Source organism: Halobacillus sp. BAB-2008, assembly GCF_000328325.1.
Taxonomy (GTDB): Bacteria; Bacillota; Bacilli; order Bacillales; family Halobacillaceae; genus Halobacillus.
The window spans coordinates 25,181-47,962 of sequence record NZ_ANPF01000087.1; the positions used below are offsets into that span (position 1 = coordinate 25,181).

Below are 22,782 nucleotides of genomic sequence, written 5' to 3' on the forward strand. Positions count from 1 at the left end.
ACCGCCCTTTCCTGTTTTAAGAAAACCTTCACACTAACTTTACAGTCACTGTAGATGGAAGGGTAGGATTTCAAGTAGAGGATGTGGAATGTTATTATAGGCCTAATAAAATTCTGTAAAAATGCGGAGGTGGTTTGTTGTACTTGGAAGAAATAAATAATCTAACGTTTCACAGCCAGCTTTCTTTGAAGCAGGTAGAAGATCGATTGTTGATCACCGCGCAGTTTCCAAAAAATTACCTCAGACAGATTGAAATGAGGGACCCGTTCCTCTATGTGACTCTTTATGTAAGGGGAGGAGAGCGGATCAAAATCATTGACGAGGATAGTGCTAAACTTTATATCCCTTTAAAGAAAGAGATTCATCCGGATGTTTACCGCCGTATCATCGCCTTTGCCAAGATGCATGCGCGACAATTCAAAAACCAGGGAAACCGCCTTTGAGCTGAGTTTCTCTGGTTTTTATAGTTTATTTATTCTTCCACTTTGAGTTTTGTTCCATCTTCGAAGGTCACTTCCATGGAGAATTCCTTATAATCTGTGGAAATCGCAAACATCTCAAGCACAGCATTTTTATAGAAGGATTCGTCCAATTCTTTAGATAAGATAAGGCTTTCAAGAACGCCATCGAGTTCCCTCCATGCCTCTTCCCCTTTCCAGTTGATCAGGTTCCGGTCGTCTCTATAGGCTGCAGACTGCTGATTGCCGGAATGGAATCGAATGCGCACGACCTTATTATTTGGATAAATGACTCCTATATGGATTTGTTCCACGTGTTGGGGAGAGGAAGAAAGGGACTGTTTCAGGACCCTATCTTCCTTTTTTGCTGTTTCCGGGCTGGACATCCATCCACTTAAAAGTAGAAATCCTGTCAATAGGCAAATGAAAACGACTTTCATTCTTCCTGCCGCCTTCCTTTATCGGATTTGATCTTAGTTTATGCTGAAAAATCATTGACTAAACGTCGCAGTAAAAGTTTTATTCCTTTGTAACTGGGGAAACTACGTGTCATGGATTCGGAGGTGCAGTCATGAAAAAAACAACAACTAAGGCCATCCTTGCTGTATTAGTCGTCTTCGTCCCTATTATTCTGATAGGTGCGGGAAATGATTGGTTCGGTCCAAAAGAGGAGCGAATTGTCGCATTGGGAGATTCATTGACCTATGGAATTGGAGATGACAGCGGACAAGGGTACGTGGAAAACCTTAAACAGTGGTTTGAAACGAATGGAGAAGATGTGAAAGTAGATAATTACGGAATTCCTGATCAGCAGACGGACGGGATGCTAACCCAGATGAATGATCCGGAAGTTCTGAAGTCATTGCAGAAGGCAGACTATATCCTGTTATTCATTGGAACCAATGACTTGATTGAAAGTAACGGGGGAGACTTGTCAGAAATCAATAAGGAGGCAATCGCTGCGGGTAAAAAGGATTATGTAAAGAATTTAAAATCAATCTTGAAAACGGTGAGGGGTTCGAACGGAGATGCTCCCATCCTCTTTCTCGGTCTTTATAACCCTTACCCGGATAATGGAAAAATAGATGAAATTATTAAGGAATGGAATAGCACGAGCAAGGGTCTGATCGATTCTTATACAGGTATCACGTTTGTAGAAACCAATGATCTTTTTGAAGAAAAAACGACACGTATTTTCAGTGACGAACTTCATCTGAATGAAAAAGGGTACGAACGATTGACGAAACGGATTATCCAGGCATATGATTTTGATGAATAAAAACTCGGGCACAAGGTTCAGTATACGAACCATTGCCCGAGTTTTAGTCCTGTAAACGCAAAGAGCAAGCCGCCTGCGTAGCTGAAGGTAAGATACACGTAGAATGTTATCCGCTTCTCCTGCGCAAGTAATTTAACAGCCTCAAACTTAAAGGTGGAAAAGGTTGTAAAGGCGCCCATCAATCCTGTTCCGGCGAATAACAATACCAACGGGGGCGTATCCCTGCCTATTAAGAATCCCAACAGGAAGGAACCCAGGAGGTTCACTGTGTACGTTCCCCATGGGAAGTCCCCATTCATCCACCCTTTCATACGCTCGCTTGCCTCATACCGAAGGATGGCACCGAGGAAACCTCCCGCACCCACTAAGAAAATTTTTAAGAAAATCAAGATGCGACCCTCCTTCTTCCGAGTTCGAAACCGAATTTAGATAATAGAAGCCCCCCGGCAAGGCTGATGATAATATAAGTAATGGAAAGAATAGACGCGCCTGTTCCGTAAAGAGCCAGTGCATCTGTCGTCAAAGTCGAGAAAGTCGTATAAGATCCGACTAATCCTGTACCAATTGCGCTCTTCCATTCTCTTGAAATATCATGCTTCTCTAAAAAGCCTATCGTCAGGACGGGCAGCAGGAAGCTGCCGGTCAAATTGGCAAAAAGCGTGGCGTACGGGAAACCTGTAACCGGCCCCATCAAAAACAACCCGACGAGGTAACGCAGGACAGCCCCGATAAAACCACCCATACCGACATAAAGGTATACCATCTTACAAAACACCTGCCTATCTATATGACATTATAATTACTTTCGAAGTTATTTGAAAGGAATGCTTTTTTACGGGAAGATAAGCCTTATAATTTAAGGGAAGGAACAGATGAAAGAGGGTTACCAATGATTCTGAAGATTTTAAAAAACATGGATTTTTCCATCCTATTCGCAGTTCTGGCCCTTTCCGCTTTCGGTACAGTGATGGTGTACAGCGCGAGTATGGTCAGTAGTGTGATGGTGTACGATGTAACCCCTGATTTTTTCTTTAAAAGGCAGGTGGTTTCGTGGATAATAGGCTTGTTCGCTTTGTTCCTCGGAATTGTCCTTCCTTACAGGAATTACAGGAAGTTGTTCAAACTACTGCTTTTATTGACCATCGTGCTTCTGCTGCTTGTATTTGCCATCGGGCATACTTCCAATAACGCCCAATCCTGGCTGCCGATCCCGTTTTTGGGGCGCTTTCAGCCTGCGGAGCTGGCCAAGATGACATTGATTATCTACCTTGCAGCTATTTACACGAAGAAAAAAGATTACATTGAAGATTTTGCACGCGGATTGCTGCCGCCTATCATCATGACCATGCTCATCATCGGTATGATATTTAAACAGCCTGACTTAGGGACAGCCGTTATTGCGCTTGCTGTATCCGGACTAGTTATTATGTCAAGCGGCCTGAAGCGGTCCCACCTTATATTCCTGTTGACACTTGCTAGTGTAACAGCCGTCTGTTTGTATATGTTCGGACTTAGTGAAGAGCAGATGTCGCGCTTTGAGGGAGCCTATCAGCCCTTTCAAAACGCTGATGATTCCGGCTATCAACTGATCAATTCCTACCTTGCAATACATAATGGCGGTTTGATTGGTACGGGTCTCGGAGCAGGTGTCCAGAAGCTCGGTTATCTGCCGGAAGCACACACGGATTTCATCATGGCTGTTGTGGCAGAAGAACTTGGCATTATTGGAGTAACTGTGGTACTCGGATTGATTGCCTTGATTGTACTCAGGGGACTTTTCATTAGTATGAAGAGCCATGATATGTTCGGGCGTTTATTGGCAATAGGGATATCGGGTCTGATAGGAATACAAACAGCTGTAAACCTCGGAGGGTTGACGGGAATGATTCCGCTCACTGGAGTTCCACTTCCTTTTGTGAGTTACGGTGGAACGTCATTATTGATGATGATGTTTTCTGTGGGTATCCTGATCAATATTCACGCTGTATCGAAAGTAAAGAAAAACCAGGAAGACAAAATAGCCGCATAACGGAAAACGCCGGCCCTCAAAGGGACGGCGTTTTTTTATTCGTGTCTCGGAATGATATGAATCATATCCGTATCGGATGTTTTCTTATCGTTCGTAAAAACAAGACGTGTTTTTAGTTCATATGTCAGAGCCGGATTGGAGCAGTCGATGTTATCTGGTATCTCAAAGCTGAATGGATACTCTTCACGGGTCCCTGATTCCATCGTGCGGGCCATTAAAATGGTTGTGACGGCTTGGATCCATACGGGGTTTTCCCCGGGTTCTTTCTTCATCAGATCACATTCAAGCCGTTTCACAGTTTGTGTACTAATTCCTCCCCGGAAATGGAATGCACCGGTTACCGTATCCCCAGGGTGAAAATTCGTTTTCGATAACACAAGATCAACATTTGGGGATCCAACTCCAACCAGGTTCAGTAGTTTCGCAATCATAGGTAAGACCTCCGAACAAAAGTGATAGCTGCTCAAAATTATAATTCCCGACGGAGAAATAAAGGTCCATCGCCATTCCTGTGAAAAAGAGGCAGATCCATCACGAACAGCTCCCACTGAGCCTTCGCCTCGCTGCACAAAAATCAATGATCTTTCTTTTTCTAAAGACTGTAGCCATATATTACCTAACGCTTCACTCCTCGTCAACATTTTTTCGAAATTTCTTTATTCTTTTCTCTAAGGGTGTGGTATGGTTGATTTTATCAGGAGGGATGGAGATGGAATTTCCCATTTTGGAGACAGAAAGATTGTCACTTACTAATGTATCAAGAAAGCATTCTGCTGCATATTTAGACATCATGTCCAGAGAAGAAGTGACCAAATATTATGGGATGGATGCATTGAAAACTCCGGAGCAGGCGAGAGAAATCATCCGGTCTTTCCAATCCACTTGGAAGGAAAAGCGGGGAATCCGCTGGGGCCTTACAGTGAAGAACGAGTCAAGATTTATAGGTACAGTTGGTCTCAACAATTGGAATCCAAGAGCCATGAGGGCGGAGATCGGTTATGAGATTCATCCTGACTTTTGGCGTCTCGGATTGGGATCTGAAGCAGTAAAAGAGATTATCCGTTTTTCCTTTCTTGAGCTGAAGATACGTAGGCTCGGGGCTGTCACTTTTCCTGATAATATTCCTTCCAACCGTATGTTGGAGAAGTTCGGATTTAAGAAAGAAGGGACGCTGCGGAACTATTTAGTCCGTGAAGATCAAAGTCACGACGCTTTCATTCACTCGCTATTAAGTGAGGAATACGATCTGTCTTCGTAGTGTTGGAAAGGACGGTATTCTTCATGAGAGGAAAGAAACTTTACAAGATTGGAACGATACGATATCATGTAAATCGTAATCGTTACTAAAAAACATCCTCGAGGGTGTTTTTTTTAACGTTTTTTAAATCGTAATAATTACTTTTTAGGGAGAGATACAGGATGGCTAAAAAATCGAAGATTGCCAAGGAAAGAAAACGTCAGGAATTAGTCGCGAAGTATGCGAGCTTGAGAAGAGAACTAAAGGAAAGGGGTGACTATGAGGCCCTTCGTAAACTGCCGAGGGATTCTTCTCCTACAAGGTTGACTGGAAGGTGTGCAGTCACAGGAAGGCCCCGCGGATATATGCGAAAATTCAAAATGTCACGTATCACGTTTAGAGATTATGCCCATAAAGGCCAGATTCCCGGCGTGAAGAAATCAAGCTGGTAATCTCAAAACAGAGGAATAAGAGGTGAAAATGATGTTTGAGTGGGTGATTATTGGGGGAGGGGTACACGGTTGCAGCGTTGCCACAAGGCTTTTACTTCAGGAGAAAACGCGAAAGGAAGATGTAGTAATTATCGACCCGCATGATCATCCAATGGAAAAATGGAAAACATTAACTTCTAAAGTGGGGATGAAATATCTTCGGTCCTCTTCCGTTCATCATCTTCATCCCGACCCTTACAGCTTGAGAAAATACAAGAAGCAGAAGGAATATACGAAAGGGTTTGTCGGTCGATATGACCGCCCGATGCTTGAAATGTTTAATAATCACTGTGAAGATATGTTTCATGCTGTTGATCTTAAGTCGTGTTGGGAAAAAGGGAAAGTAAGAGGTCTCTGGAAGCTGAACGATGTTTGGAAGATCCAGCTTGACGACGGGGAAGAGATGATAGCTGAAAATGTCGTTCTTGCTGTTGGTGCGACGGAGTATCCATCTATACCTGCCTGGGCGGAGGGGTTGAAAAGAAAGCCTGTCCACGTCTTTTCCCACGATACGTTTCAAAAGGAAGGGGAAGTGGCGGTGATTGGTGGTGGAATGTCAGCCGTTCATTTGGCGGCATCGCTTGCTGAGACTTCAGAGAAGCCGGTCCATCTTATCAAACGTCACCCGTTCAGAATCAAGGACTTTGACAGTGATCCCGGATGGTTAGGTCCAAAATATTTAAATAAATTTAATGAAAGCACCTGCTATATAAAGCGAAGAGATATGATCCGTCATGCCCGTAATAAAGGGTCGATAACAAGGGATCTTCACATAAAGGCTAACAGGTTGGAAAAAAAGAAGATGCTGACTGTTCACACAGGTGAAATAGAGAAAGTAGAGGATAAAGGGATGGAAATCCAGCTGTCCTTGGACTGTTGTACGATCGAAGTGAACGAATGCATTTTTGCTACTGGATCAGAGCAGAAGCTTCCTCTCTGGTTAAAAGAGACCATATGCCAAGCCGACCTGCCTTGTGCCCCGTGTGGGTTTCCAATACCCGATAAAAATCTGGCGTGGGCATCGGGCCTTTTTGTCACAGGTCCGTTAGCTGAGCTTGAAATTGGTCCAGCTGCAAGGAATATTGCAGGTGCAAGAAAAGTGGCAGAGCGCATCTCTGCTTTATAAGAAAGGAAAAGGATGAATGAGAGTACCTGTTACGGTATTAAGCGGTTTCTTAGGTTCGGGTAAAACTACAGTTTTAAACCATATTCTGCATAATAAAGAAGGGGTCAAAGCAGCCGTTATCGTGAATGATATGAGTGAAGTGAATATAGATGCTTCTTTGATTAAACACGGGGCGTTTAAGCGCACGCAGGAAAAATTGGTGGAACTTCAAAATGGGTGCATCTGCTGCACATTAAGAGAAGATCTTATTATAGAAGTGGAAAAATTAACTAAATTGGATATCGATTATATTATCATTGAATCGACAGGAATTTCCGAACCTATCCCCGTCGCACAGACATTCACTTATAAAGATGAGGAAACTGGAATTGATTTGAATTCTATCTGCAGACTGGATACGATGGTCACAGTTGTTGATGCCTATCGCTTCTGGCATGATTATCAATCTGGCGAGTCACTGATAGACAAAGGGGAAGGGTCAGGTCAGGAGGATGAGCGGGAAGTAATCGATTTACTAATAGACCAAGTCGAGTTTGCCAACGTAATCGTCGTCAATAAAGTGGATCTTGTTAGGGATGAAGACAGGGAGTATCTTTCTGCCGTGTTGCGTCGATTGAACCCGGATGCCAAAATTGTCGAAACATCCTTTGGGAAACTGGATGTAAAAGAAGTGTGGGGTACTTATTCATTTGATTGGGAGCAGGCCAGTCAGTCTGCAGGCTGGATCAAAGAATTGAATGAAGTACACGTGCCGGAAACGGAGGAATACGGAATCGCATCGTTTCTTTATAAAAGGAAAAGACCCTTCCATCCGGAAAGGTTCCATCAATGGCTCGAGAAATGGCCGGATACAGTCATCCGTTCTAAAGGTTTTTTCTGGCTTGCTTCCAGGAATGAAGCCATTGGTCTGCTTTCCCAGGCCGGCCCGTCTTTATCCATCCAGAAGGCAGGTTCCTGGATAGCGTCCTACCCCGCAGAGGAGCAGTCTGCTTTGTTGGAAGAAGATCCGGCTCTCTATGATGAGTGGGATACTATGCATGGGGATCGATTGACGGAGCTGGTATTCATTGGTGCAAATATGGACAAGGAAACCATTCAAAAGGAACTGGATGGATGTCTGCTGAGTGAGGAAGAGATGCAGATGGATTGGAGGTCCTTTCCAGATACTCTTCCTTCCTACCAATAGCACAGAAAATGGGCATTCTTTTTGGACCATTCACATGCTTAATTCATTCCGTGTTCAGAAAGCTTCTGAAGTTGATTTATTAATTATCCACTTTCTTCTTTTGGAGGCGTAGTCTTCATATGACTTCGGATCAATGCAGCGGTCTGTAAGATTGCTTCTGGAGAAGGGCGCCCGAATGGACCTGTCTGTTTCTGCTGGTACATAAGCGTCCCGCCTTTATTGAAAAGAAAGTATGCTGGTTCGCCATGCGCGCCGTGATCTTCATAGGGGGCTCCTGTCTTATGAATGTAGACACCGAAAGCGTCGAGAACGGAAAAGAATTCATCGGATAGAACAGGGAATGTCAGGTTCTCTTTTTCCTTCATTCTTTTCAATTTATTCAAAGGCTCTGCGCTTATGGCAGTTACTTGTATATCGTTCTTATGAAGCTCTGCATGGTACACTTCCAGTTCCTTAAGGGTTTCTATACACACAGGCACCAGACCCGCGAAAGAAAACAATGAGATGCCACGATTCTTCATAGTGTTTCCGCTGTGTTTCAAAGAGAAAATTACTTCCATCTACAGAGGGAAGGTAGAAATTTGGAGCAGGATCTCCAAGGGTGATATCAGCCATATGGTGACCTCCTTTATGATTCATTGCATCTCTTACCAAACGTATGCGGCTCCTTGTTCAGTGGTTCTTAAAATAATGGATCATCCATAAGCATAACCAATTGGGGTTAATATCAAACCATCTTCCAACTGGACAATCTCCATCTATATCTTATAGAATCATTCTATTAATCCAAGGTACAGATGAAGGTGGAGGGTATATGAAGAAAAGGTGGAAATATATTGGTATTAGTCTTCTTGTCTTAGCTGCAGCTGGAGTAGCAGCTTTTCTGATTTGGACACAGCAGACATATAAAGCATCTCCGGAATTGAAAGAAAGGACGGAAATTCCGTCCCGTATAGATGGGTGGATCACTTACATTCCGCAAGGTGCCGTCAAAGGAGGAATCGTCCTTTATCCAGGAGCGAAAGTAGAGCCGGAAGCATACAGCTATATTGCCGAAAATTTAGCAGATGATGGATATGTAACAGGAATTCCTGAAGTCACCCTTAATCTTGCCATGTTGGACAGCGATAAAGCAGAGCAATTGATCGATGACTATCCGAATGTTAAGCACTGGTATGTTGGCGGTCATTCCCTTGGGGGGGTCGCAGCTGCATCTTTTGCCTCCAGGAATATGAATGAGGTCGACGGGTTAATTTTACTGGCCTCCTACCCTGCCGGAGATGATTTGTCCGGAACGGACTTTCCCATCCTTTCGATATACGGGGAGAGGGATGGACTGACGACGCTTGATAAGGTCGAAGAGACAAAACAGCTGCTTTCCAATCAGACGACTTGGAAGGAAATACCTGGTGGTAATCACGGTCAGTTTGGTGTTTACGGTCCTCAAAAAGGAGATAAGGAAGCTGAAATAACCGTATGGGAGCAGCAGGACATCATTATAAACGATATGACGGACTGGATACAGGACATGGAAGAGTAAGCAAATGCATGTCCCAACCAGGAAATATAACACTAAAGAAAATCCGAACAGACCTGAATTGGTCGTTCGGATTTTCTTTAGGAGTGGGAATGATCATTTACCTATATGAGAATCGATCCCATAAGGATGGCCGTCATGAGGAGCGGAAACATCCAATCTTTCTTACGGATAGTCATGGGTCTGTAAAAGGTACGATTCCAACTACCTGTAAACCCTTTGGATTCCATTGCGACAGCCGTACGTTCTGCCTTTCGGATGGCTCCTGCTAGTAGAGGTATGAGATAACGTTGGTATTGCATCCATCTTCCTTGCAGGCTGGAAGCGTATTCGATGCCCCGGATCCGGTGGGCTGCACGGATTTGTTGGAATTCGTCCTTCATCATGGGAAGAAAGCGGTAGCCTGCCAAAATGCCATAGGCGAGTTTTGGTGGCAGCCGAAGCTGCTGCATCAAGCTTAATAAAAACTCCACCATATTTGTCGTAAAGACAAACAATAAGGAAAGCGATGCAAATGCGATGATGCGGAAGGATAAAGATAATGCCATTAGCCAATCTTCTTTTGGGACGACCCATCCGAACAAGGAAACCGTTTCCTTAGCATCTGCAGGAACGTCCGCGAATGCGATGGTTGTCCATAACATCCCAAAGGCGAAGATGGAAAATATCATTAAATAGATCACATACAACTTCTTATTTACATTTCCGAACAAAAAAGTGACGGCAATTGTTGCAGCAGAGAAAACCGCCGGGGTGACAGGATCGTATCGTAAAGCCAGCACGAAGACAACGGCGAGGATCGTCAATGCTTTCACTGTCGGGTTAACGTTATGAAAAGACATGAGTCCGCTCCTTTGCGTCCCTTGAGGATGTCAGTTTCAGCCTCGGGGGTGTTTCCAAATGGTAATCTTCCAATGATTCTATTTCCCATAGTTCTTCCGTAGGTCCGTCCCATTGAATACCGCCTTCCTGGATAACGATGGTCCTTGTTGCAAAACGGTCGACAAGCTCCATGTCATGAGTGATCATGATGATGGAGGTGCCCTGGTCGTGTTTTTCTTTCAGGATCTGCATAAGACTTTCGGTAGAACCAGCATCCTGACCGAATGTCGGCTCGTCCAAAATAAGTAGATTGACATCCAAAACGAGCATGGTGGCGACACTGAGTCTCCGTTTCTGTCCTTGACTCAAAAGGAATGGATGAGAATGTTCCAAGCCTTCCAATTGACAGAGTCGAAGCGTCTTCCGGACTATTTCCTTCGTCTCTTGTTCATCCATTTCTCGCTCTTTCAAACTGTAGGACACTTCCTCAAATACAGAATCTGTTATGAATTGGTGTTCGGGATTTTGAAAAACATAACCGATTTCGCGGCGAAGAAGCTTCTCTTTCCAGCGTGTGATCGATCTTCCTTTGAAAGCAACATCTCCGTTGGACGGCTTTATAATACCCGCTAAAAGCTTGGAAAGACTGCTTTTTCCACTTCCGTTCGCTCCAACGACGGCCACCCATTCCTCAGGATGGATATCCAAATGGATATTATGAAGGACTTCTTTCCATGCCACGTTATTTGCTGACAATAGCGTTCCCTCAGTCGCCGGCTTTTTTATTTCGGGAGCTGGTAAAGGAATTGGCAGCGATACATACTCATCTATGCTCAGCGGTAGCTTTCCCTTCCATCCAAGAGCCATGGCAGTGCGGGCAGAGTAGGGGAGCCAGACGCCTTCTTTCATCAAGGTAGGCCCATAGGTTTTCAAATTTTCCAGAAGTGGTCCCTCACTAAACATATGTCCATCTTTCTCAAGGACGATTACGCGTGTAAGAAGAGAAAGCCAGCCTTCCAACCGGTGTTCGATGACTACTAAAGTCAGTTTACGCTTACGCTTTATTTCTGAGAGGATCTCGATGAATTCTCTAGCCGAAACCGGGTCCAGATTCGCTGTTGGTTCATCTAATATCAGCACATCCGGCTCCATTACGAGTGTACAGGCAAGAGCCAGTTTCTGCTTCTGGCCGCCGGAAAGGACGTGGATTTTTTCTTTCTTGTATTGTTCCAGACCAACCCAGGAGAGCGCCTGTTCGATAAGATCCTGCATTTGCGAAGGAGGTACGGCTAAATTCTCAAGACCAAAAGCTACTTCCTCCTCTACTGTAAGCATACAAAACTGCGTTTCAGGATCCTGAAATACGACGCCTACTTTTTTTGCTGCTTCTCCCGGTTTATAGGTGCACGCATCTTTTCCTGCTATCTTGACGGTACCGGTCATGGTGCCGTCAAGTTCTTCAGGATAAAGTCCCGTCAGGCAATGCACCAGGGAACTTTTTCCCGAGCCACTTGGACCAAGTACCAAAACGCTGTCTCCTTGTGCGACATTTAAGTTTATATCCTTAAGTACCGGCTGCGGGTGTTGGTCATAAGTCAACGATAAATGGTCAACTTCAAAAATCATTTTCATTATGCCGCCCGCTTCCTACGACGTTCTTTACCCAGAGCAAATCCTGACAGCACTCCTGTTTTGGCAAGGGCATCGGCAATTGCTTTTCCTGCCAGCCCGGAGATGAGAGCTCCACTTAGAAGTCTAATGATGAACATAGCTGCTACGTAATCCGTACTTAAGGCGCTGTACCCCAGGCGGAAATATTCCCAGAAAAAGCTGAACACGGCAGCCATCATACCGGAGAGCATAAGTGTAAGGAGTTGGTAACTCTTATAACGGGTGATGGCGAAGGCGGTCTCTGCCCCAAGTCCTTGAATGACGCCTGTCAAAATGAGCATCGGTCCGGACGCATTCCCGAGCAGCATTTCCACAGTGGCGGCAATGGTTTCCGATAAGAATGCAGCGCCTGGTTTCCTTAGTATGTAGGCGGCGATAATGGAGACAATGAACCATATTCCATATATGAAGTCATATCCAATCGGACCCATTAATCCGGACAGAACTTTGCCTACAGGTAGAAAAGCTAAGTAAACAACAGCGAATACGACGGCAAGTACAGACATGACGACGATTTCTTTTAATTTCCAGTTCTTCATTCCTCCTCCTCCTTTTTAGATGGGCTGTTTGCAGAAATGCTCACAGTCATCACGGTGTGGGAGGATCCACCGGCTTCTGTTTCCTTAAACACGTTTTCCAAACCGTGAAAGATGTCGTGGATATCCCCCTCCAGCCTGGTAGAATAGTGGGCAGGTGTTACAGAAATGCCTTGTTCTCTCATCCTTTCAATCTTTTCGTAAATCGTTTCCATATACTTACCTCCACCTAAAGGGTATAGAGAAAACTTAGCTGCCACCGCCTGTTTGACAGCTGCTGTATTCCTGTTCATCACGTTAGATGTTTCATCCAGGTACACATCACCAGTAGAATCGCCCGGGCAGCCGATGGAAAACGTCCCCTGAAATGCGGCATGAACCCCTGTGACGGCGGTATGGTGAAAGACGGCTTTGGCTACGTCAAAGACGTGTTCCAAGCGTCCGCGAACCGTCGTCGTAACATGATCCGTTTTCATCCATACTTTGGATGTGTCGGTCTGTTGAAGGCTTGTCATGATCATATCCTGAAAGTCATTACACATAGGATGGACAGAAAAAGAGCAGCCGGCAATTTTTGAATTTCCACATACTTGAGTCATTTAATTTCCTCCTTTTTTAAACACAAAAAAACTGCATTCCATGGGAATGCAGTCCAACAATCGAAAAGAAAAGCCAAAAAAGAAGTCTGATCGCGAGAGTCAGGCTGCACTTCCCCACGCTAGTATTATCTAGTTCGGGTGCTAAGGGTCGGATAAACCTCTCAGCCGCAAATGCAGCTCCCCCAGTGCAAGTTCCACGTTATGCAGTTGTCTTGGATGCCTTCATCTTAGCGAATATTTTAATTTTTGTAAATGGTTGTTTTTCTTGAAACGTATGCAGGGGTCCGGTCGTAGAATGTAGTAGTATAAAATTTCCATAAAGGAGAGATGGTATGAGCAATCAGCAATCCCTTCGATTCACGTCAAAGAAAAGCAAGTGGTTATCCGTCTTCTTGGTTCTGGTAATGGGAGTGGTACTTATTGATGCGATAGGCGGCCTGGAGTGGGGGGTATTTATGATTCCCGGCCTTTCGAATTCTTACATTGCCAAGGTGATCTTTGCAGTTGTTATAAGTGCGCTCGTCGGCTGGATATATTTTGGGACACGATATATCATCGATCACGAGGAGTTGAAAATCGTCTACGGTCCTTTCCGGAAGCGTGTACCGCTTGACCAAATCAGGAGAGTGGAGGAAGTGAAAGATATACTTCAGGCACCTGCCCTTTCCTTTGACCGCCTGGAAATTCACTATGGAACAGCGGAGTCCATTAAAGTATCCCCGAAAAATAAATCGCTGTTTCTGAAGGAGATTGGGAGTAGATGAGAAAGTACGGAGCACTTTCATGAATATATACAAAAAACAGGAGACAGCTAAGGGAAAGTGGGATTCCTTTTTTAAGGATAACTGGGACAGTCCATATATGATCGTATCAAGCGGGATCTACGATTGCAGGAAGTTAGATGGGTTCACATATGTGGGGGAAAAAAGAGAAATTATCGGTCTCATCACATACGTGGAGAGTGAGGAGGAAGTGGAAATCGTATCTCTGGACAGCTTGAGGGAAGGAAGAGGGATAGGTTCTCTTCTGATTGATAGAGTCGAGAGTGTTGCAGATGGTCGAAGGATTAAGGTAATCACGACGAATGAAAATATTCATGCTATCCGTTTCTATCAGCGCAGAGGCTTCCGATTGAAGTCCGTCGTTAGAGGAGCGGTTGAAAAAGCGAGATTAGTAAAACCATCCATCCCCCGCTTTTCTTCTACAGGGATACCAATTTTGGATGAAATCGTTTTGGTGAAAGGAGATGGGGAAAGATGAGTGAAATGACTCTGGTGAAGCCTGCCTTGAAGTGGAAGGATGCTTACATAAATTATTATAAGGAATGGCTGGAATGTGGAGAAACGATGATACCATGGGTCATAGAGAAAGATCCGTATGCTTTTGACGAGATGATAGAATTCCTGGAAAATAATGAACGAGGAGTCTATCTTCCTCCCGGGTGGGTACCGGACACCACCTATTGGATGATGGATAAACAAGAACGAATAATCGGTGTTACCAACATACGCCACAAATTGACAGATCGTCTGAGAAAAGAAGGCGGTCATATAGTATCCGACCTTCGGAAAGAAGGAATGGTTATGCAACGACATTACTGCGCCTTTCATTGGAGAAAGCCTGGGAAATGAAGATAACGGATGTCCTTGTCGTATGTGATCAGTGGAATACAGGGTCTTGGAAAGCTATTTTGAAAAATGGGGGGAAGGAAGACCAAGACTTCGTGGAAGAGGACGGCAACGTAGTCAAGCGGTTTTGGATAAGCAGAAAATAAAAAGAAAGCAGGCCGGTGAATAAGGTCTGCTTTCTTATATGGTTATAATTTAATAAGTTTAATTTTGTAGGATTTTTCCCCGTCATTGAGGGCGATATATGGGACTCTTTCAAAGGGGAAATACTCAATTGCCCGTGGAATAATCTCCATCTTATCAAAGAGCTCCTTACTGCTTATCAAGTCATGGAGGTCAACGTGGAATTCTTTCCCGCTGACAGAGGAAAACCTGGCGGAACCATAGCCTTCTTCCAACATATGTTTCAAAATATCCATGGAATGCTCCTTATAACGAAAAGAATAGATGTAACTACTTTTATACTTTCCCGATATAATTTTTCTCAAACCTACCCATAAAAAGATCCAGGAACTGCAGGTTCCTGGATCTTTTTTGCGTTTAATAATATGGGGAGATCATTAGGTAAACAATGACGCCTGTCAGGCTGACATACAGCCAGAGGGGCATCGTCCAGCGGGCAATCTTCCTGTGTTTGTCGACGCGCATGGAAAGCCCACGGAATAGTGTAACAAGTGCTAATGGTACGATCAGCGCTGCAAGAACGATATGGGTGATCAGGATGAAGTAATAGATAGGTACGATTATTCCTTCCCCACCAAAATGAGTAGACTCAGCCATCGAATGGTAGGTCAGGTAAGAAATTAAGAACAATGCTGTTGTTGTGAAAGCGGCGAAAATGAACCGTTTATGCCATTTAATATTCTTTCGAATAATCATAAACAACGCTGCCAATAGAAAAACGAACGTAAAGGAATTGAAAACTGCATTTAGAAGAGGTAGCAGTTTCAGATCAAAACCTGTATCTCCTTCAATTTCAGGAGCGAATAATAGTGCCACAACAATGGCGTTAATGACAATTGAAAGCCCCACGACCCAAGGGACGTAATTGAAATCTTTTTTAATCTCCATGTGAAATTCACCATCTCTCTTTAAGTTGTCCAATCTAAGTATATTAAAAAAACCCGAGAAATTCACTAATGAAGATACAGCTGTCGTGACAAAAATAGTAACTTTATGGGTTCTCTGTGTAGAAATTTCTGAAAATAATGATTGTAAAACGCTTACAAAGGCATTATACTATCACTAAACCGATTTACTAAACCGATTTATTAAACTTAAAAGAAAGAGTCGATGTATAAAATGACAGTGACAATAGCCGATGTGGCAAAGCATGCAGATGTATCGAAGAGCACGGTCTCTCAATATTTGAATAAACGCTACACGTACATGGGGGAAAAGACAAAGGAAAGAATTGAAGCTTCGATTCAGGAGCTTGGTTACCAGCCTAATATCGTAGCGCGGAGTTTAAAGCAGAAATCCACAAAGACAATAGGTGTCATTGTAGCGAATATCCTGCACACATTTACTACAGAAGTAACAAGAGCGATCGAAGACTATTGCCACGGGGAAGATTTCCATACGATTATTTGTAACGCAGATGATGATCCTGTCAAAGAAAGGCATTATATTGAAATGCTGCGGGCGAAGCAGGTGGATGGCCTGATCATTTTCCCTACAGGGAACAATCTTAGCTTGTATAGACAAATGAAGGACGCTTCGTACCCGGTCGTGTTTCTCGACCGCACGATAACCGACGTCCACATCCCGACCGTATCGCTTGATAATCGAAAAGCATCCAAACTTGCAGTCGACCACCTAGTAGAAGAAGGGTATGAGCGGATCGCTGTTATTACGACATCCATCCTTGAGCATATTTCTACTAGGATAGATAGAATCGAAGGTTACAAAGAAGCGATGAGTAACCATGGCATCGCGGTTTCAGAAGATTATATTGTCAGCGCTGAACCTCAGGGCCTGACAGACCAATTGGAAGAGCTGTTGAGATTGGATACACCTCCGGATGCTCTCCTGGCCGGTAACGACCTCGTTTTGATCGAAATCTTGAAATATGCCAAAAGGAAGAATGTGGTTATACCGGATGAATTGGCGTTGATAGGAATTGACGATGTTTCCTTCGCAGGATTTTACTCTCCGGCCATTACCACCGTTGCTCAACCAACTTTTAAAATGGGGAAAAAGGCCGCGGAACTGCTTCTCAATCAAATTACTAAAAAAGAGATACGGGAGTCTGATCTTCGGTTCCAGCCGACTTTGATGATCCGAGACTCTCTAAAGAAGGGGAAAGGAGATGGTGATGGGAAATGAAAGATGTTGCGACGATAGGAGATGCAATGATTACATTTGACCCTTTGAAAAAAGGACCGCTGAGGAATGTTCATACGTTTGAGCGTAAAGCAGGGGGCGCTGAGTTTAACTTCGCCATTGGCTGCGCAAGACTTGGGCTTGAAACTGCTTGGATCAGCCGACTTGGAAAGGATGAATTCGGAAAGTATATTCGCAATTTTGCAAGAGGGGAAGGAATTGACGTATCAGAAGTGAAGCTTGTGGACGGACACCCTACCTCCATTAATTTCAAGGAGATCAAAGAGGATGGAAGTGGCAGCACGTTCTATTACAGGAGTAATTCCCCTACACAGACACTCACAGAACAGACGTTCAATATGGATTTCATCCGCGATACGAAGGTGCTCCACATAACAGGAGTATTTGCTGCGATCAACCCGGCAAAAAACATAAGATTGTTGAAGCGGGTGATTACATATGCCAAAGATCATGGGGCATTAATTTCCTTCGACCCGAATATCCGTTTGAAGCTATGGAGCAGAGAAGAAGCAAAAGAGTCCTTAAAGGAGTTGCTGCCTTATGTAGATATCATGCTTACCGGTGTCGAAGAGGCGGAACTGTTATTTGGAGTGACGGACCCACGTGATATTGCCGCTGCGTGTACCGCTTATGGAATAACTACTGTGGCTGTAAAACACGGAGATTTAGGTGCTTATGCGTTTAAAGATAATCAATCCGCTACTATGCCTGCCGTACCTCCAGCCAAAGTGGTTGATACGGTAGGCGCCGGGGATGGATTTGATGCCGGCTTCATTTATGGTCTGCTTCAAGGATGGTCCTTGGACCGAACGTTAGCATTTGCTAATACCATTGGATCCATGGTGGTAAGTGTACACGGGGATAATGAAGGATTGCCTGAATTGGAAGATGTATTTGTTCAGCTTGGGGAGAAAGAAATGATAGAGAGGTAGGGGAGCTTATGAAGTTACAGCTTGCATTGGATAGAATGACCAAAGAAAATTGCATCGATCTTATCGAAGAAACGAAGGCATACGTGGACTGGATTGAAGTCGGGACAGGTGTCATTAAAGAGTACGGTGTTTCTTTTCTCGCTGAATTAAAAGCCGCGTATCCTGAATCGACTTTGGTTGCAGATATGAAAACATGTGATGCCGGCAAGCACGAGTCGGAACAAGCTTTCAGGGCAGGTGCAGATGTCACTACGGTTATGGCCTTTTCTGCGGATCAAACAATTAAGGATTCTCTTCTAATGGCAGAAATATACGGAAAGCGAGTCATGGTCGACCTGTTAAATGTTCAAAATGAAACCAGGCTGAAAGAGCTGTCGAACCTTGGTGTCGACTTGGTTGGTCTTCATTATGGAAAAGATATGCAGAAAAAGAAGGGCGCGGAGATGGATGAGTTATTTTCGTTAGTTAAAGAGTATCCAGACTTTGATATAGCGGTAGCTGGTGGGATAAGCATAGATAAAATAAAGACCTTGTCCGAGTACGAACCGCAAATCGTCATTGTGGGCAGTGCACTAACGAAAGCAGAGAATCCAAAAGCGGAAGCGGAAGCTATAAAGGGGGCGATGAAGGTTGAAGGAAATTATTGTTGAGGTAGCCAAGGAAGTCACGGATGTGCTTCGTAATATAAATGAGGACCAAGCCTTGAAACTTGCAGCGGAATTAGGCAAAGCAAATCGGATATTCGTGACGGGAGAAGGCCGGTCGGGTTTGATGGGAAAAGCGTTTGCGATGAGGCTTATGCATGGAGGATTTGAAGTGTATGTAACCGGGGAAACAATTACACCAACTATCGAAAAAGGGGATCTCCTTATTGCCATAACTGGTTCCGGTACGACCTCAGGTCTTGTCCAATATACGGAAACGGCGGCTGGAGCAGGAGCGAGAACCGCTGTTGTTACTACTAATTCGGATGCGCCAATTCTGGATAAGTGCGATACATATGTTCTTGTTCCTGCAGCGACGAAGAGAAGAAACGCGGGTGAACCGGAAACCATTCAGCCTCTTGGTAACCAGTTTGATCAATCCGTCCACCTCTTTTTGGATGCTGTGGTTATACAGGTAGTGGGTGGCGATCAAGAAGAAATGGCGGCAAGACACGCCAATTTAGAATAGGAGGGGAAACTGTGCAGGAAGAGATCTTAAATAAGCTGTGCCTGACTCCTGTCATCAGAGGGGTAGAACGAGATAAGATTGTTCCCATTACGGAAGCCTTGCTTATAGGTGGTATAAAAGCAGTGGAGATTACGGCAGAGACACCTGGAGCGGCAGCCATGATAGCTGATGTGAAGAAAGAGTTCGGAACTAGGATGCTGGTTGGTGCTGGTACGGTGCTTGATCCAGAAACGGCGAAGGAAATGATTGCTTCAGGAGCAGAATTCATCGTATCTCCGGGATTGAACATCGACACAATAAAGCTTACCCACCGATACCGGAAACTGTGTGTTCCGGGAGTCCTCACTCCAACGGAAATCAGCCAGGCGCTAACGTATGGAGTTGCAATGGTTAAAGTATTTCCAGCGCATGTTATGGGCCCGCAATATATTAAAAGTCTAAAAGGTCCGTTCCCTGACATTAAAGTTATGGCTACAGGGGGGATTCATCTCGGGAATATGGAGGAATATTTGACAAGCGGCGCGGATGCTGTCGGGATTGGAAGCCAATTGGTCCGACCCTCTGCCTATCAAAAGACCGAAGATTACACGTCGTTGGAACAGTTAACCGAGGATTATGTCTCGATGGTGAAGAAAAAAATAAATCTATCTTTTTCTACTATGTAAGCGCATCCAATAGGAGGAGGACATTTAATGAAGAAATTACTAATGGCTTTTTGTTCTTTTGCAATCATCGCTTTTGTCTCAGCAGGCTGCAGCAATGGTGAAGCTAAGAATCCTTCCGGAGAAGGAAGCATCAAAATCGTAGCCGCTCATAACCAAACGTCTCCGGAAAACCCTTATCAAATTGGGATGGAAGCTTTCAAAGAAACGGCTGAAAGTGCAGGCGCGGGAATTGAAGTAGAAGTTCATGCAGGCACATTGGGAACAAGTGAATCAGAGTTGGTGGAGAAATTAAAACTTGGCGGAGCAGATATCGTTCTTGTTTCTCCCGGCTTTATGTCTAAAACGGGAATTGAAGAGATTGACCTTTTTGCAGTACCCTATGTATTTAAAAATTATGACCATTGGGAAAAGGTAGTTGACGGTTCCATAGGAAAGGAAATGGCCGATATCATCAATGAGAAATCAAAGAATGATTTTAAATTGCTGGGATATTGGTCGGCGGGTGTACGACATTACTATGGAAAGAAACCTCTTAAAACAATCGAAGACATTAAGGGCATGAAATATCGAACACAGACCTCCGGTGCAGTAGCGGATTATTGGGAACAGGTCGGCGCGGTTCCTACGTCTGTGGCATGGGGAGAGCTGTACCAGGGAATGCAGCAGGGCGTTGTAGATGCGGCTGAAAACTCCTATCCGTATTTCGTGCAGCAAAATCATCACAAAGTAGATAATGGTAAATATATTACTGAAACAGCCCATGACTATACGACACGTTTTCTTTTGATTAACGGCAATAAGTTCGATAACTATTCAGAAGAGCAGAAGAAAGCAGTCTTAGAAGCTGCCGAAGCATCCGTAAAGGCAGAAAGAGAAGCGGTAAATGCCCAGGAAGAAGAGTATAAGGAGCAGGCAGTAAAAGATGGGGCGGAAGTGAACGAAATTGATCGCCAACCATTCATGGATGCGGCTGAACCGATCCAAAAGGAGACGGCGGATAAAGTTGGTGCGCAGGATATCCTTAAGCAAATCAAAGAATTGGAATAGAAAGGAAGGGAGCCGGCCGATCCCGGCTTCCTAATTTCATCAGGGAGGCCAAGTGTAGATGATAAAACTACTGGAAAGAGTCCAACTGACCATCGGTGTTGTGTTCCTTCTTACTTTCTTCGTTACGATTGTCATTCAAGTAGTCACTCGATTTATGGGCATTTCCGCTATATGGACCGAAGAGCTCGCTACGTACTCCTTCATATGGTCTGTATTCATGGGGGCTGGTGTCATGGTGAACCGGAGGGAACATTTTCAGTTTGATTTCTTATTAAGGAAAGCAAAAGGGAAATACAAAAACGTTCTGTATTTGATTAATGATCTTATCATTCTATTATTCAGTACAGCTATCGTATATTTTGGATGGCAGGCAGCCGTCAGCTTCTGGGATTATGAATGGGTATCTATAGAGGCTATGAAAATGGGCTATGTGTGGATTTCCGTTCCTGTTATGGGAGCTACGATGGCAGTTTACACGCTTGGCCACGTTATTAAAAACATTAAGGAATTCTCCAAAGAGGAGGCAGCACTATGATCGGTCCATTATTAGTCGGCATTTTTATTTTATTGATGGTCATAGGGATTCCCATCGCTTTCGTCATTGGAATCGTTGCTCTCGTGGGCATATTTAATATCCCTTATATTCCTGAAGTCACCATCCCGGTTAAAATGTTCAACGGCTTGGATTCATTTGTCCTGCTGGCAGTTCCCTTGTTCATCCTTGCAGCGAATCTAATGAACAGTGGAAAGATATCCCAGAAACTCATTGATTTTTCTTTGTCCATGGTCGGGCATATAAAGGGTGGACTGGCCCATGCCAACATCCTTGTATCTATGTTGTTCGCCGGGGTGTCTGGAGCTTCCCAGGCAGACACAGCAGGAGTTGGGAAAATTTTAATTCCCAATATGAAAAAGCAGGGGTATGATACCAGTACGGCTGTCGGAGTTACTGCAGCCTCTTCTACTATTGGAGTTATCATCCCGCCCAGCATTCCTATGATTATATACGCTGGACTTACGAATGTTTCTGTAGGTGCTCTATTCCTGGCGGGCATTATCCCGGGGATCCTCGTAGGCATTTCCATGATGGTCATTGTTTATTTCCTGGCTTTAAAGAAAGGATACCCGACCTATCAAAAAGCCTCAATATCAAATTTCTTCAAGCAGTTTTTTGATGCGGTCCCGGCATTAATGACTCCTGTCATCTTGATTGGAGGGATCATCACAGGCATCTTTACAGCTACAGAAGCAGCAGCTTTCGCCTCTATTTATACGGTTATCGTGGGGATGTTTTATTACAAGACATTGAAAATCAAGGATTTTCCTAAAATTCTTGTTGATACACTTACATTAAGTTCCCTTTCCTTGTTTGCGTTAGCAGCTGCAAATGCGCTTGGAGAATTGATGAGTTATTACCAGTTGTCCACTTGGGCGGAGCAATTCTTCGCAAACAACATTGACAGCAAGTGGGTCTTCCTGTTAATTGTTATCGCTTTCTTTTTATTTGTTGGAACATTTATGGATGCCATACCTGCCATGATTCTGTTTATCCCTGTCCTGCTTCCCGTGGCATTGACTTTCGATGTAAGTCCGGTACTGCTGGGGATCGTTACCGTTATGACGCTTGCTGTAGGATTGGTTACCCCGCCTTACGGACTATGTCTCCTACTAGCTGCGAAGATCGGAAAGCTGCCTGTGGAGCGTTCGTTCAAAGCAGTTATTCCTTATATAGCAGTGGTGGTTGTCGTGTTGTTATTCGTGGCATTTCTACCTGACATCGCCTTTTATCTGCCGGAAAAGATGAGCCCTGACATCTTCTCCGGTCAATAAATACTGACAACAAAAGAGTAAGGGTTATAAAACCGCGATATTCTTCCATATTTGGAGGAGGTCGCGGTATTTTTTACTATGTACATTTAAAAAAGGAAATTATAAATACCTATAAATTCATACTGTATGAGTCATTGGCCGTCTCCGGTTCAGATATTAACTAATACGATATGACTGTAGTTCTTATTTA

Annotated in this window: 29 protein-coding genes, 1 pseudogene and 1 riboswitch; of the genes and pseudogenes, 19 read left to right on the forward strand and 11 right to left on the reverse strand. The window is 44.2% G+C overall.

Annotated features, from left to right (window positions below; genetic code table 11):
* Positions 1 to 143: 143 nt before the first annotated feature.
* Positions 144 to 443 (forward strand): hypothetical protein, encoded by a 300-nt coding sequence (locus D479_RS17610; RefSeq protein WP_008639745.1) that lies wholly within the window; start codon positions 144 to 146, stop codon positions 441 to 443.
* Positions 444 to 472: 29 nt separating this feature from the next.
* Here the strand turns inward: D479_RS17610 and D479_RS17615 are convergent, their stop codons facing one another.
* On the reverse strand, positions 473 to 898 hold the full coding sequence (locus D479_RS17615) for a YusW family protein (protein WP_008639747.1): 426 nt from the start codon (positions 896 to 898) through the stop codon (positions 473 to 475).
* Positions 899 to 1,029: 131 nt separating this feature from the next.
* On the opposite strand from D479_RS17615, the gene D479_RS17620 reads away from it, so the two are divergent.
* Positions 1,030 to 1,737, forward strand: coding sequence for a GDSL-type esterase/lipase family protein (locus D479_RS17620; RefSeq protein WP_008639749.1), 708 nt, complete (start codon positions 1,030 to 1,032; stop codon positions 1,735 to 1,737).
* Between the two features lie 17 nt (positions 1,738 to 1,754).
* On the opposite strand, the gene D479_RS17625 is transcribed toward D479_RS17620, so the two are convergent.
* Both D479_RS17625 and D479_RS17630 read right to left on the reverse strand, forming a co-directional pair.
* Entirely contained in the window at positions 1,755 to 2,126 is a 372-nt protein-coding gene (locus D479_RS17625; RefSeq protein WP_008639750.1) for a CrcB family protein, read from the reverse strand.
* A complete protein-coding gene (locus tag D479_RS17630) occupies positions 2,123 to 2,500 on the reverse strand; it encodes a CrcB family protein (RefSeq protein WP_008639752.1) in 378 nt (125 codons plus the stop codon). The genes D479_RS17625 and D479_RS17630 overlap by 4 nt, the downstream gene beginning before the upstream one ends.
* Before the next feature lie 126 nt (positions 2,501 to 2,626).
* Between D479_RS17630 and D479_RS17635 the strand changes: the two genes are divergently transcribed.
* Complete coding sequence (locus tag D479_RS17635; RefSeq protein ID WP_008639754.1) at positions 2,627 to 3,766, forward strand: FtsW/RodA/SpoVE family cell cycle protein; 1,140 nt, start codon at positions 2,627 to 2,629, stop codon at positions 3,764 to 3,766.
* 35 nt (positions 3,767 to 3,801) lie between these two features.
* On the opposite strand, the gene D479_RS17640 is transcribed toward D479_RS17635, so the two are convergent.
* Positions 3,802 to 4,197, reverse strand: a complete 396-nt coding sequence (locus tag D479_RS17640) for a sporulation protein (RefSeq protein ID WP_008639755.1) — start codon at positions 4,195 to 4,197, stop codon at positions 3,802 to 3,804.
* Positions 4,198 to 4,475: 278 nt separating this feature from the next.
* Here D479_RS17640 and D479_RS17645 point away from each other — a divergent pair, with 278 nt between their 5' ends.
* The 4 genes from D479_RS17645 to D479_RS17660 all read left to right on the forward strand — a co-directional run bounded on the left by D479_RS17645 (position 4,476) and on the right by D479_RS17660 (position 7,806).
* Positions 4,476 to 5,024, forward strand: coding sequence for a GNAT family N-acetyltransferase (locus tag D479_RS17645; RefSeq protein ID WP_008639757.1), 549 nt, complete (start codon positions 4,476 to 4,478; stop codon positions 5,022 to 5,024).
* Between the two features lie 161 nt (positions 5,025 to 5,185).
* Positions 5,186 to 5,455: a 30S ribosomal protein S14 gene (rpsN, locus tag D479_RS17650; protein ID WP_008639759.1), complete on the forward strand. Its 270-nt coding sequence runs from the start codon at positions 5,186 to 5,188 to the stop codon at positions 5,453 to 5,455.
* Positions 5,456 to 5,486: 31 nt separating this feature from the next.
* Positions 5,487 to 6,620: an FAD/NAD(P)-binding protein gene (locus D479_RS17655; protein ID WP_008639762.1), complete on the forward strand. Its 1,134-nt coding sequence runs from the start codon at positions 5,487 to 5,489 to the stop codon at positions 6,618 to 6,620.
* Positions 6,621 to 6,636: 16 nt separating this feature from the next.
* Positions 6,637 to 7,806 (forward strand): GTP-binding protein, encoded by a 1,170-nt coding sequence (locus D479_RS17660; protein ID WP_008639764.1) that lies wholly within the window; start codon positions 6,637 to 6,639, stop codon positions 7,804 to 7,806.
* Positions 7,807 to 7,889: 83 nt separating this feature from the next.
* Here D479_RS17660 and D479_RS17665 read toward each other — a convergent pair whose 3' ends face one another.
* Positions 7,890 to 8,327 (reverse strand): redoxin domain-containing protein, encoded by a 438-nt coding sequence (locus D479_RS17665; protein WP_241210947.1) that lies wholly within the window; start codon positions 8,325 to 8,327, stop codon positions 7,890 to 7,892.
* Between the two features lie 293 nt (positions 8,328 to 8,620).
* Here D479_RS17665 and D479_RS17670 point away from each other — a divergent pair, with 293 nt between their 5' ends.
* On the forward strand, positions 8,621 to 9,346 hold the full coding sequence (locus D479_RS17670) for an alpha/beta family hydrolase (RefSeq protein WP_008639770.1): 726 nt from the start codon (positions 8,621 to 8,623) through the stop codon (positions 9,344 to 9,346).
* A gap of 101 nt (positions 9,347 to 9,447) precedes the next feature.
* Here D479_RS17670 and D479_RS17675 read toward each other — a convergent pair whose 3' ends face one another.
* Genes D479_RS17675 through D479_RS17690 form a run of 4 tightly spaced genes read right to left on the reverse strand, consistent with a single transcriptional unit; the run spans position 9,448 to position 12,971 of the window.
* Positions 9,448 to 10,185: an energy-coupling factor transporter transmembrane component T gene (locus D479_RS17675; RefSeq protein WP_008639773.1), complete on the reverse strand. Its 738-nt coding sequence runs from the start codon at positions 10,183 to 10,185 to the stop codon at positions 9,448 to 9,450.
* The gene (locus tag D479_RS17680; protein ID WP_008639775.1) at positions 10,172 to 11,797 is read right to left on the reverse strand and encodes an ABC transporter ATP-binding protein; all 1,626 of its coding nucleotides are present in this window, start codon (positions 11,795 to 11,797) and stop codon (positions 10,172 to 10,174) included. Before D479_RS17680 ends, D479_RS17675 begins: the two co-directional genes overlap by 14 nt.
* On the reverse strand, positions 11,797 to 12,375 hold the full coding sequence (locus D479_RS17685) for an ECF transporter S component (protein WP_008639777.1): 579 nt from the start codon (positions 12,373 to 12,375) through the stop codon (positions 11,797 to 11,799). The genes D479_RS17680 and D479_RS17685 overlap by 1 nt, the downstream gene beginning before the upstream one ends.
* On the reverse strand, positions 12,372 to 12,971 hold the full coding sequence (locus D479_RS17690) for a YkoF family thiamine/hydroxymethylpyrimidine-binding protein (protein WP_008639779.1): 600 nt from the start codon (positions 12,969 to 12,971) through the stop codon (positions 12,372 to 12,374). The genes D479_RS17685 and D479_RS17690 overlap by 4 nt, the downstream gene beginning before the upstream one ends.
* 94 nt (positions 12,972 to 13,065) lie before the next feature.
* Positions 13,066 to 13,165, reverse strand: a riboswitch (TPP riboswitch).
* A gap of 138 nt (positions 13,166 to 13,303) precedes the next feature.
* Between D479_RS17690 and D479_RS20020 the strand changes: the two genes are divergently transcribed.
* From D479_RS20020 to D479_RS17705, 3 genes and pseudogenes are all read left to right on the forward strand, one after another.
* A complete protein-coding gene (locus D479_RS20020) occupies positions 13,304 to 13,735 on the forward strand; it encodes a PH domain-containing protein (protein ID WP_008639781.1) in 432 nt (143 codons plus the stop codon).
* 19 nt (positions 13,736 to 13,754) lie between these two features.
* A complete protein-coding gene (locus D479_RS17700) occupies positions 13,755 to 14,231 on the forward strand; it encodes a GNAT family N-acetyltransferase (RefSeq protein ID WP_008639783.1) in 477 nt (158 codons plus the stop codon).
* A pseudogene (locus D479_RS17705) lies at positions 14,228 to 14,745 on the forward strand (GNAT family N-acetyltransferase). The gene D479_RS17700 and the pseudogene D479_RS17705 overlap by 4 nt, the downstream one beginning before the upstream one ends.
* Before the next feature lie 42 nt (positions 14,746 to 14,787).
* On the opposite strand, the gene D479_RS17710 reads toward D479_RS17705, so the two are convergent.
* Positions 14,788 to 15,018, reverse strand: coding sequence for a hypothetical protein (locus D479_RS17710; protein ID WP_008639793.1), 231 nt, complete (start codon positions 15,016 to 15,018; stop codon positions 14,788 to 14,790).
* Between the two features lie 121 nt (positions 15,019 to 15,139).
* The gene (locus tag D479_RS17715; RefSeq protein WP_008639794.1) at positions 15,140 to 15,670 is read right to left on the reverse strand and encodes a DUF420 domain-containing protein; all 531 of its coding nucleotides are present in this window, start codon (positions 15,668 to 15,670) and stop codon (positions 15,140 to 15,142) included.
* Between the two features lie 222 nt (positions 15,671 to 15,892).
* On the opposite strand from D479_RS17715, the gene D479_RS17720 reads away from it, so the two are divergent.
* The 8 genes from D479_RS17720 to D479_RS17755 are packed head-to-tail and all read left to right on the forward strand — an operon-like array spanning position 15,893 to position 22,592.
* The gene (locus D479_RS17720) at positions 15,893 to 16,927 is read left to right on the forward strand and encodes a substrate-binding domain-containing protein (protein WP_152413423.1); all 1,035 of its coding nucleotides are present in this window, start codon (positions 15,893 to 15,895) and stop codon (positions 16,925 to 16,927) included.
* Positions 16,924 to 17,877 (forward strand): sugar kinase, encoded by a 954-nt coding sequence (locus tag D479_RS17725; RefSeq protein WP_008639796.1) that lies wholly within the window; start codon positions 16,924 to 16,926, stop codon positions 17,875 to 17,877. The genes D479_RS17720 and D479_RS17725 overlap by 4 nt, the downstream gene beginning before the upstream one ends.
* Before the next feature lie 8 nt (positions 17,878 to 17,885).
* Positions 17,886 to 18,527: a 3-hexulose-6-phosphate synthase gene (gene hxlA, locus D479_RS17730; protein ID WP_008639797.1), complete on the forward strand. Its 642-nt coding sequence runs from the start codon at positions 17,886 to 17,888 to the stop codon at positions 18,525 to 18,527.
* Positions 18,508 to 19,050 carry a 6-phospho-3-hexuloisomerase gene (gene hxlB / locus D479_RS17735; protein ID WP_008639798.1) on the forward strand — a complete coding sequence of 181 codons (543 nt, stop codon included), beginning with the start codon at positions 18,508 to 18,510 and terminating at the stop codon, positions 19,048 to 19,050. The genes hxlA and hxlB overlap by 20 nt, the downstream gene beginning before the upstream one ends.
* 11 nt (positions 19,051 to 19,061) lie before the next feature.
* Positions 19,062 to 19,715, forward strand: a complete 654-nt coding sequence (locus D479_RS17740) for a bifunctional 4-hydroxy-2-oxoglutarate aldolase/2-dehydro-3-deoxy-phosphogluconate aldolase (protein WP_008639799.1) — start codon at positions 19,062 to 19,064, stop codon at positions 19,713 to 19,715.
* Positions 19,716 to 19,742: 27 nt separating this feature from the next.
* Positions 19,743 to 20,762, forward strand: a complete 1,020-nt coding sequence (locus D479_RS17745; protein ID WP_008639800.1) for a TRAP transporter substrate-binding protein — start codon at positions 19,743 to 19,745, stop codon at positions 20,760 to 20,762.
* Between the two features lie 58 nt (positions 20,763 to 20,820).
* Complete coding sequence (locus tag D479_RS17750; protein WP_008639802.1) at positions 20,821 to 21,297, forward strand: TRAP transporter small permease; 477 nt, start codon at positions 20,821 to 20,823, stop codon at positions 21,295 to 21,297.
* On the forward strand, positions 21,294 to 22,592 hold the full coding sequence (locus tag D479_RS17755; protein ID WP_008639804.1) for a TRAP transporter large permease: 1,299 nt from the start codon (positions 21,294 to 21,296) through the stop codon (positions 22,590 to 22,592). The genes D479_RS17750 and D479_RS17755 overlap by 4 nt, the downstream gene beginning before the upstream one ends.
* The last annotated feature ends 190 nt before the right edge of the window (positions 22,593 to 22,782 follow it).

What these genes read in the sequence shown, in the direction of transcription:
- D479_RS17640 (WP_008639755.1), bottom strand. Translation starts at nt 4,197, where the DNA reads ATGATTGCGAAACTACTGAACCTGGTTGGAGTTGGATCCCCAAATGTT.
- D479_RS17755 (WP_008639804.1), top strand. Translation starts at nt 21,294, where the DNA reads ATGATCGGTCCATTATTAGTCGGCATTTTTATTTTATTGATGGTCATA.
- D479_RS17680 (WP_008639775.1), bottom strand. Translation starts at nt 11,797, where the DNA reads ATGAAAATGATTTTTGAAGTTGACCATTTATCGTTGACTTATGACCAA.
- D479_RS17620 (WP_008639749.1), top strand. Translation starts at nt 1,030, where the DNA reads ATGAAAAAAACAACAACTAAGGCCATCCTTGCTGTATTAGTCGTCTTC.
- D479_RS17725 (WP_008639796.1), top strand. Translation starts at nt 16,924, where the DNA reads ATGAAAGATGTTGCGACGATAGGAGATGCAATGATTACATTTGACCCT.
- D479_RS17635 (WP_008639754.1), top strand. Translation starts at nt 2,627, where the DNA reads ATGATTCTGAAGATTTTAAAAAACATGGATTTTTCCATCCTATTCGCA.
- D479_RS17655 (WP_008639762.1), top strand. Translation starts at nt 5,487, where the DNA reads ATGTTTGAGTGGGTGATTATTGGGGGAGGGGTACACGGTTGCAGCGTT.
- D479_RS17645 (WP_008639757.1), top strand. Translation starts at nt 4,476, where the DNA reads ATGGAATTTCCCATTTTGGAGACAGAAAGATTGTCACTTACTAATGTA.
- hxlA (WP_008639797.1), top strand. Translation starts at nt 17,886, where the DNA reads ATGAAGTTACAGCTTGCATTGGATAGAATGACCAAAGAAAATTGCATC.
- D479_RS17690 (WP_008639779.1), bottom strand. Translation starts at nt 12,971, where the DNA reads ATGACTCAAGTATGTGGAAATTCAAAAATTGCCGGCTGCTCTTTTTCT.
- D479_RS17660 (WP_008639764.1), top strand. Translation starts at nt 6,637, where the DNA reads ATGAGAGTACCTGTTACGGTATTAAGCGGTTTCTTAGGTTCGGGTAAA.
- D479_RS17750 (WP_008639802.1), top strand. Translation starts at nt 20,821, where the DNA reads ATGATAAAACTACTGGAAAGAGTCCAACTGACCATCGGTGTTGTGTTC.
- D479_RS20020 (WP_008639781.1), top strand. Translation starts at nt 13,304, where the DNA reads ATGAGCAATCAGCAATCCCTTCGATTCACGTCAAAGAAAAGCAAGTGG.
- D479_RS17710 (WP_008639793.1), bottom strand. Translation starts at nt 15,018, where the DNA reads ATGGATATTTTGAAACATATGTTGGAAGAAGGCTATGGTTCCGCCAGG.
- D479_RS17685 (WP_008639777.1), bottom strand. Translation starts at nt 12,375, where the DNA reads ATGAAGAACTGGAAATTAAAAGAAATCGTCGTCATGTCTGTACTTGCC.
- D479_RS17665 (WP_241210947.1), bottom strand. Translation starts at nt 8,327, where the DNA reads ATGAAGAATCGTGGCATCTCATTGTTTTCTTTCGCGGGTCTGGTGCCT.
- rpsN (WP_008639759.1), top strand. Translation starts at nt 5,186, where the DNA reads ATGGCTAAAAAATCGAAGATTGCCAAGGAAAGAAAACGTCAGGAATTA.
- D479_RS17670 (WP_008639770.1), top strand. Translation starts at nt 8,621, where the DNA reads ATGAAGAAAAGGTGGAAATATATTGGTATTAGTCTTCTTGTCTTAGCT.
- D479_RS17715 (WP_008639794.1), bottom strand. Translation starts at nt 15,670, where the DNA reads ATGGAGATTAAAAAAGATTTCAATTACGTCCCTTGGGTCGTGGGGCTT.
- D479_RS17745 (WP_008639800.1), top strand. Translation starts at nt 19,743, where the DNA reads ATGAAGAAATTACTAATGGCTTTTTGTTCTTTTGCAATCATCGCTTTT.
- D479_RS17700 (WP_008639783.1), top strand. Translation starts at nt 13,755, where the DNA reads ATGAATATATACAAAAAACAGGAGACAGCTAAGGGAAAGTGGGATTCC.
- D479_RS17720 (WP_152413423.1), top strand. Translation starts at nt 15,893, where the DNA reads ATGTATAAAATGACAGTGACAATAGCCGATGTGGCAAAGCATGCAGAT.
- D479_RS17675 (WP_008639773.1), bottom strand. Translation starts at nt 10,185, where the DNA reads ATGTCTTTTCATAACGTTAACCCGACAGTGAAAGCATTGACGATCCTC.
- D479_RS17615 (WP_008639747.1), bottom strand. Translation starts at nt 898, where the DNA reads ATGAAAGTCGTTTTCATTTGCCTATTGACAGGATTTCTACTTTTAAGT.
- D479_RS17630 (WP_008639752.1), bottom strand. Translation starts at nt 2,500, where the DNA reads ATGGTATACCTTTATGTCGGTATGGGTGGTTTTATCGGGGCTGTCCTG.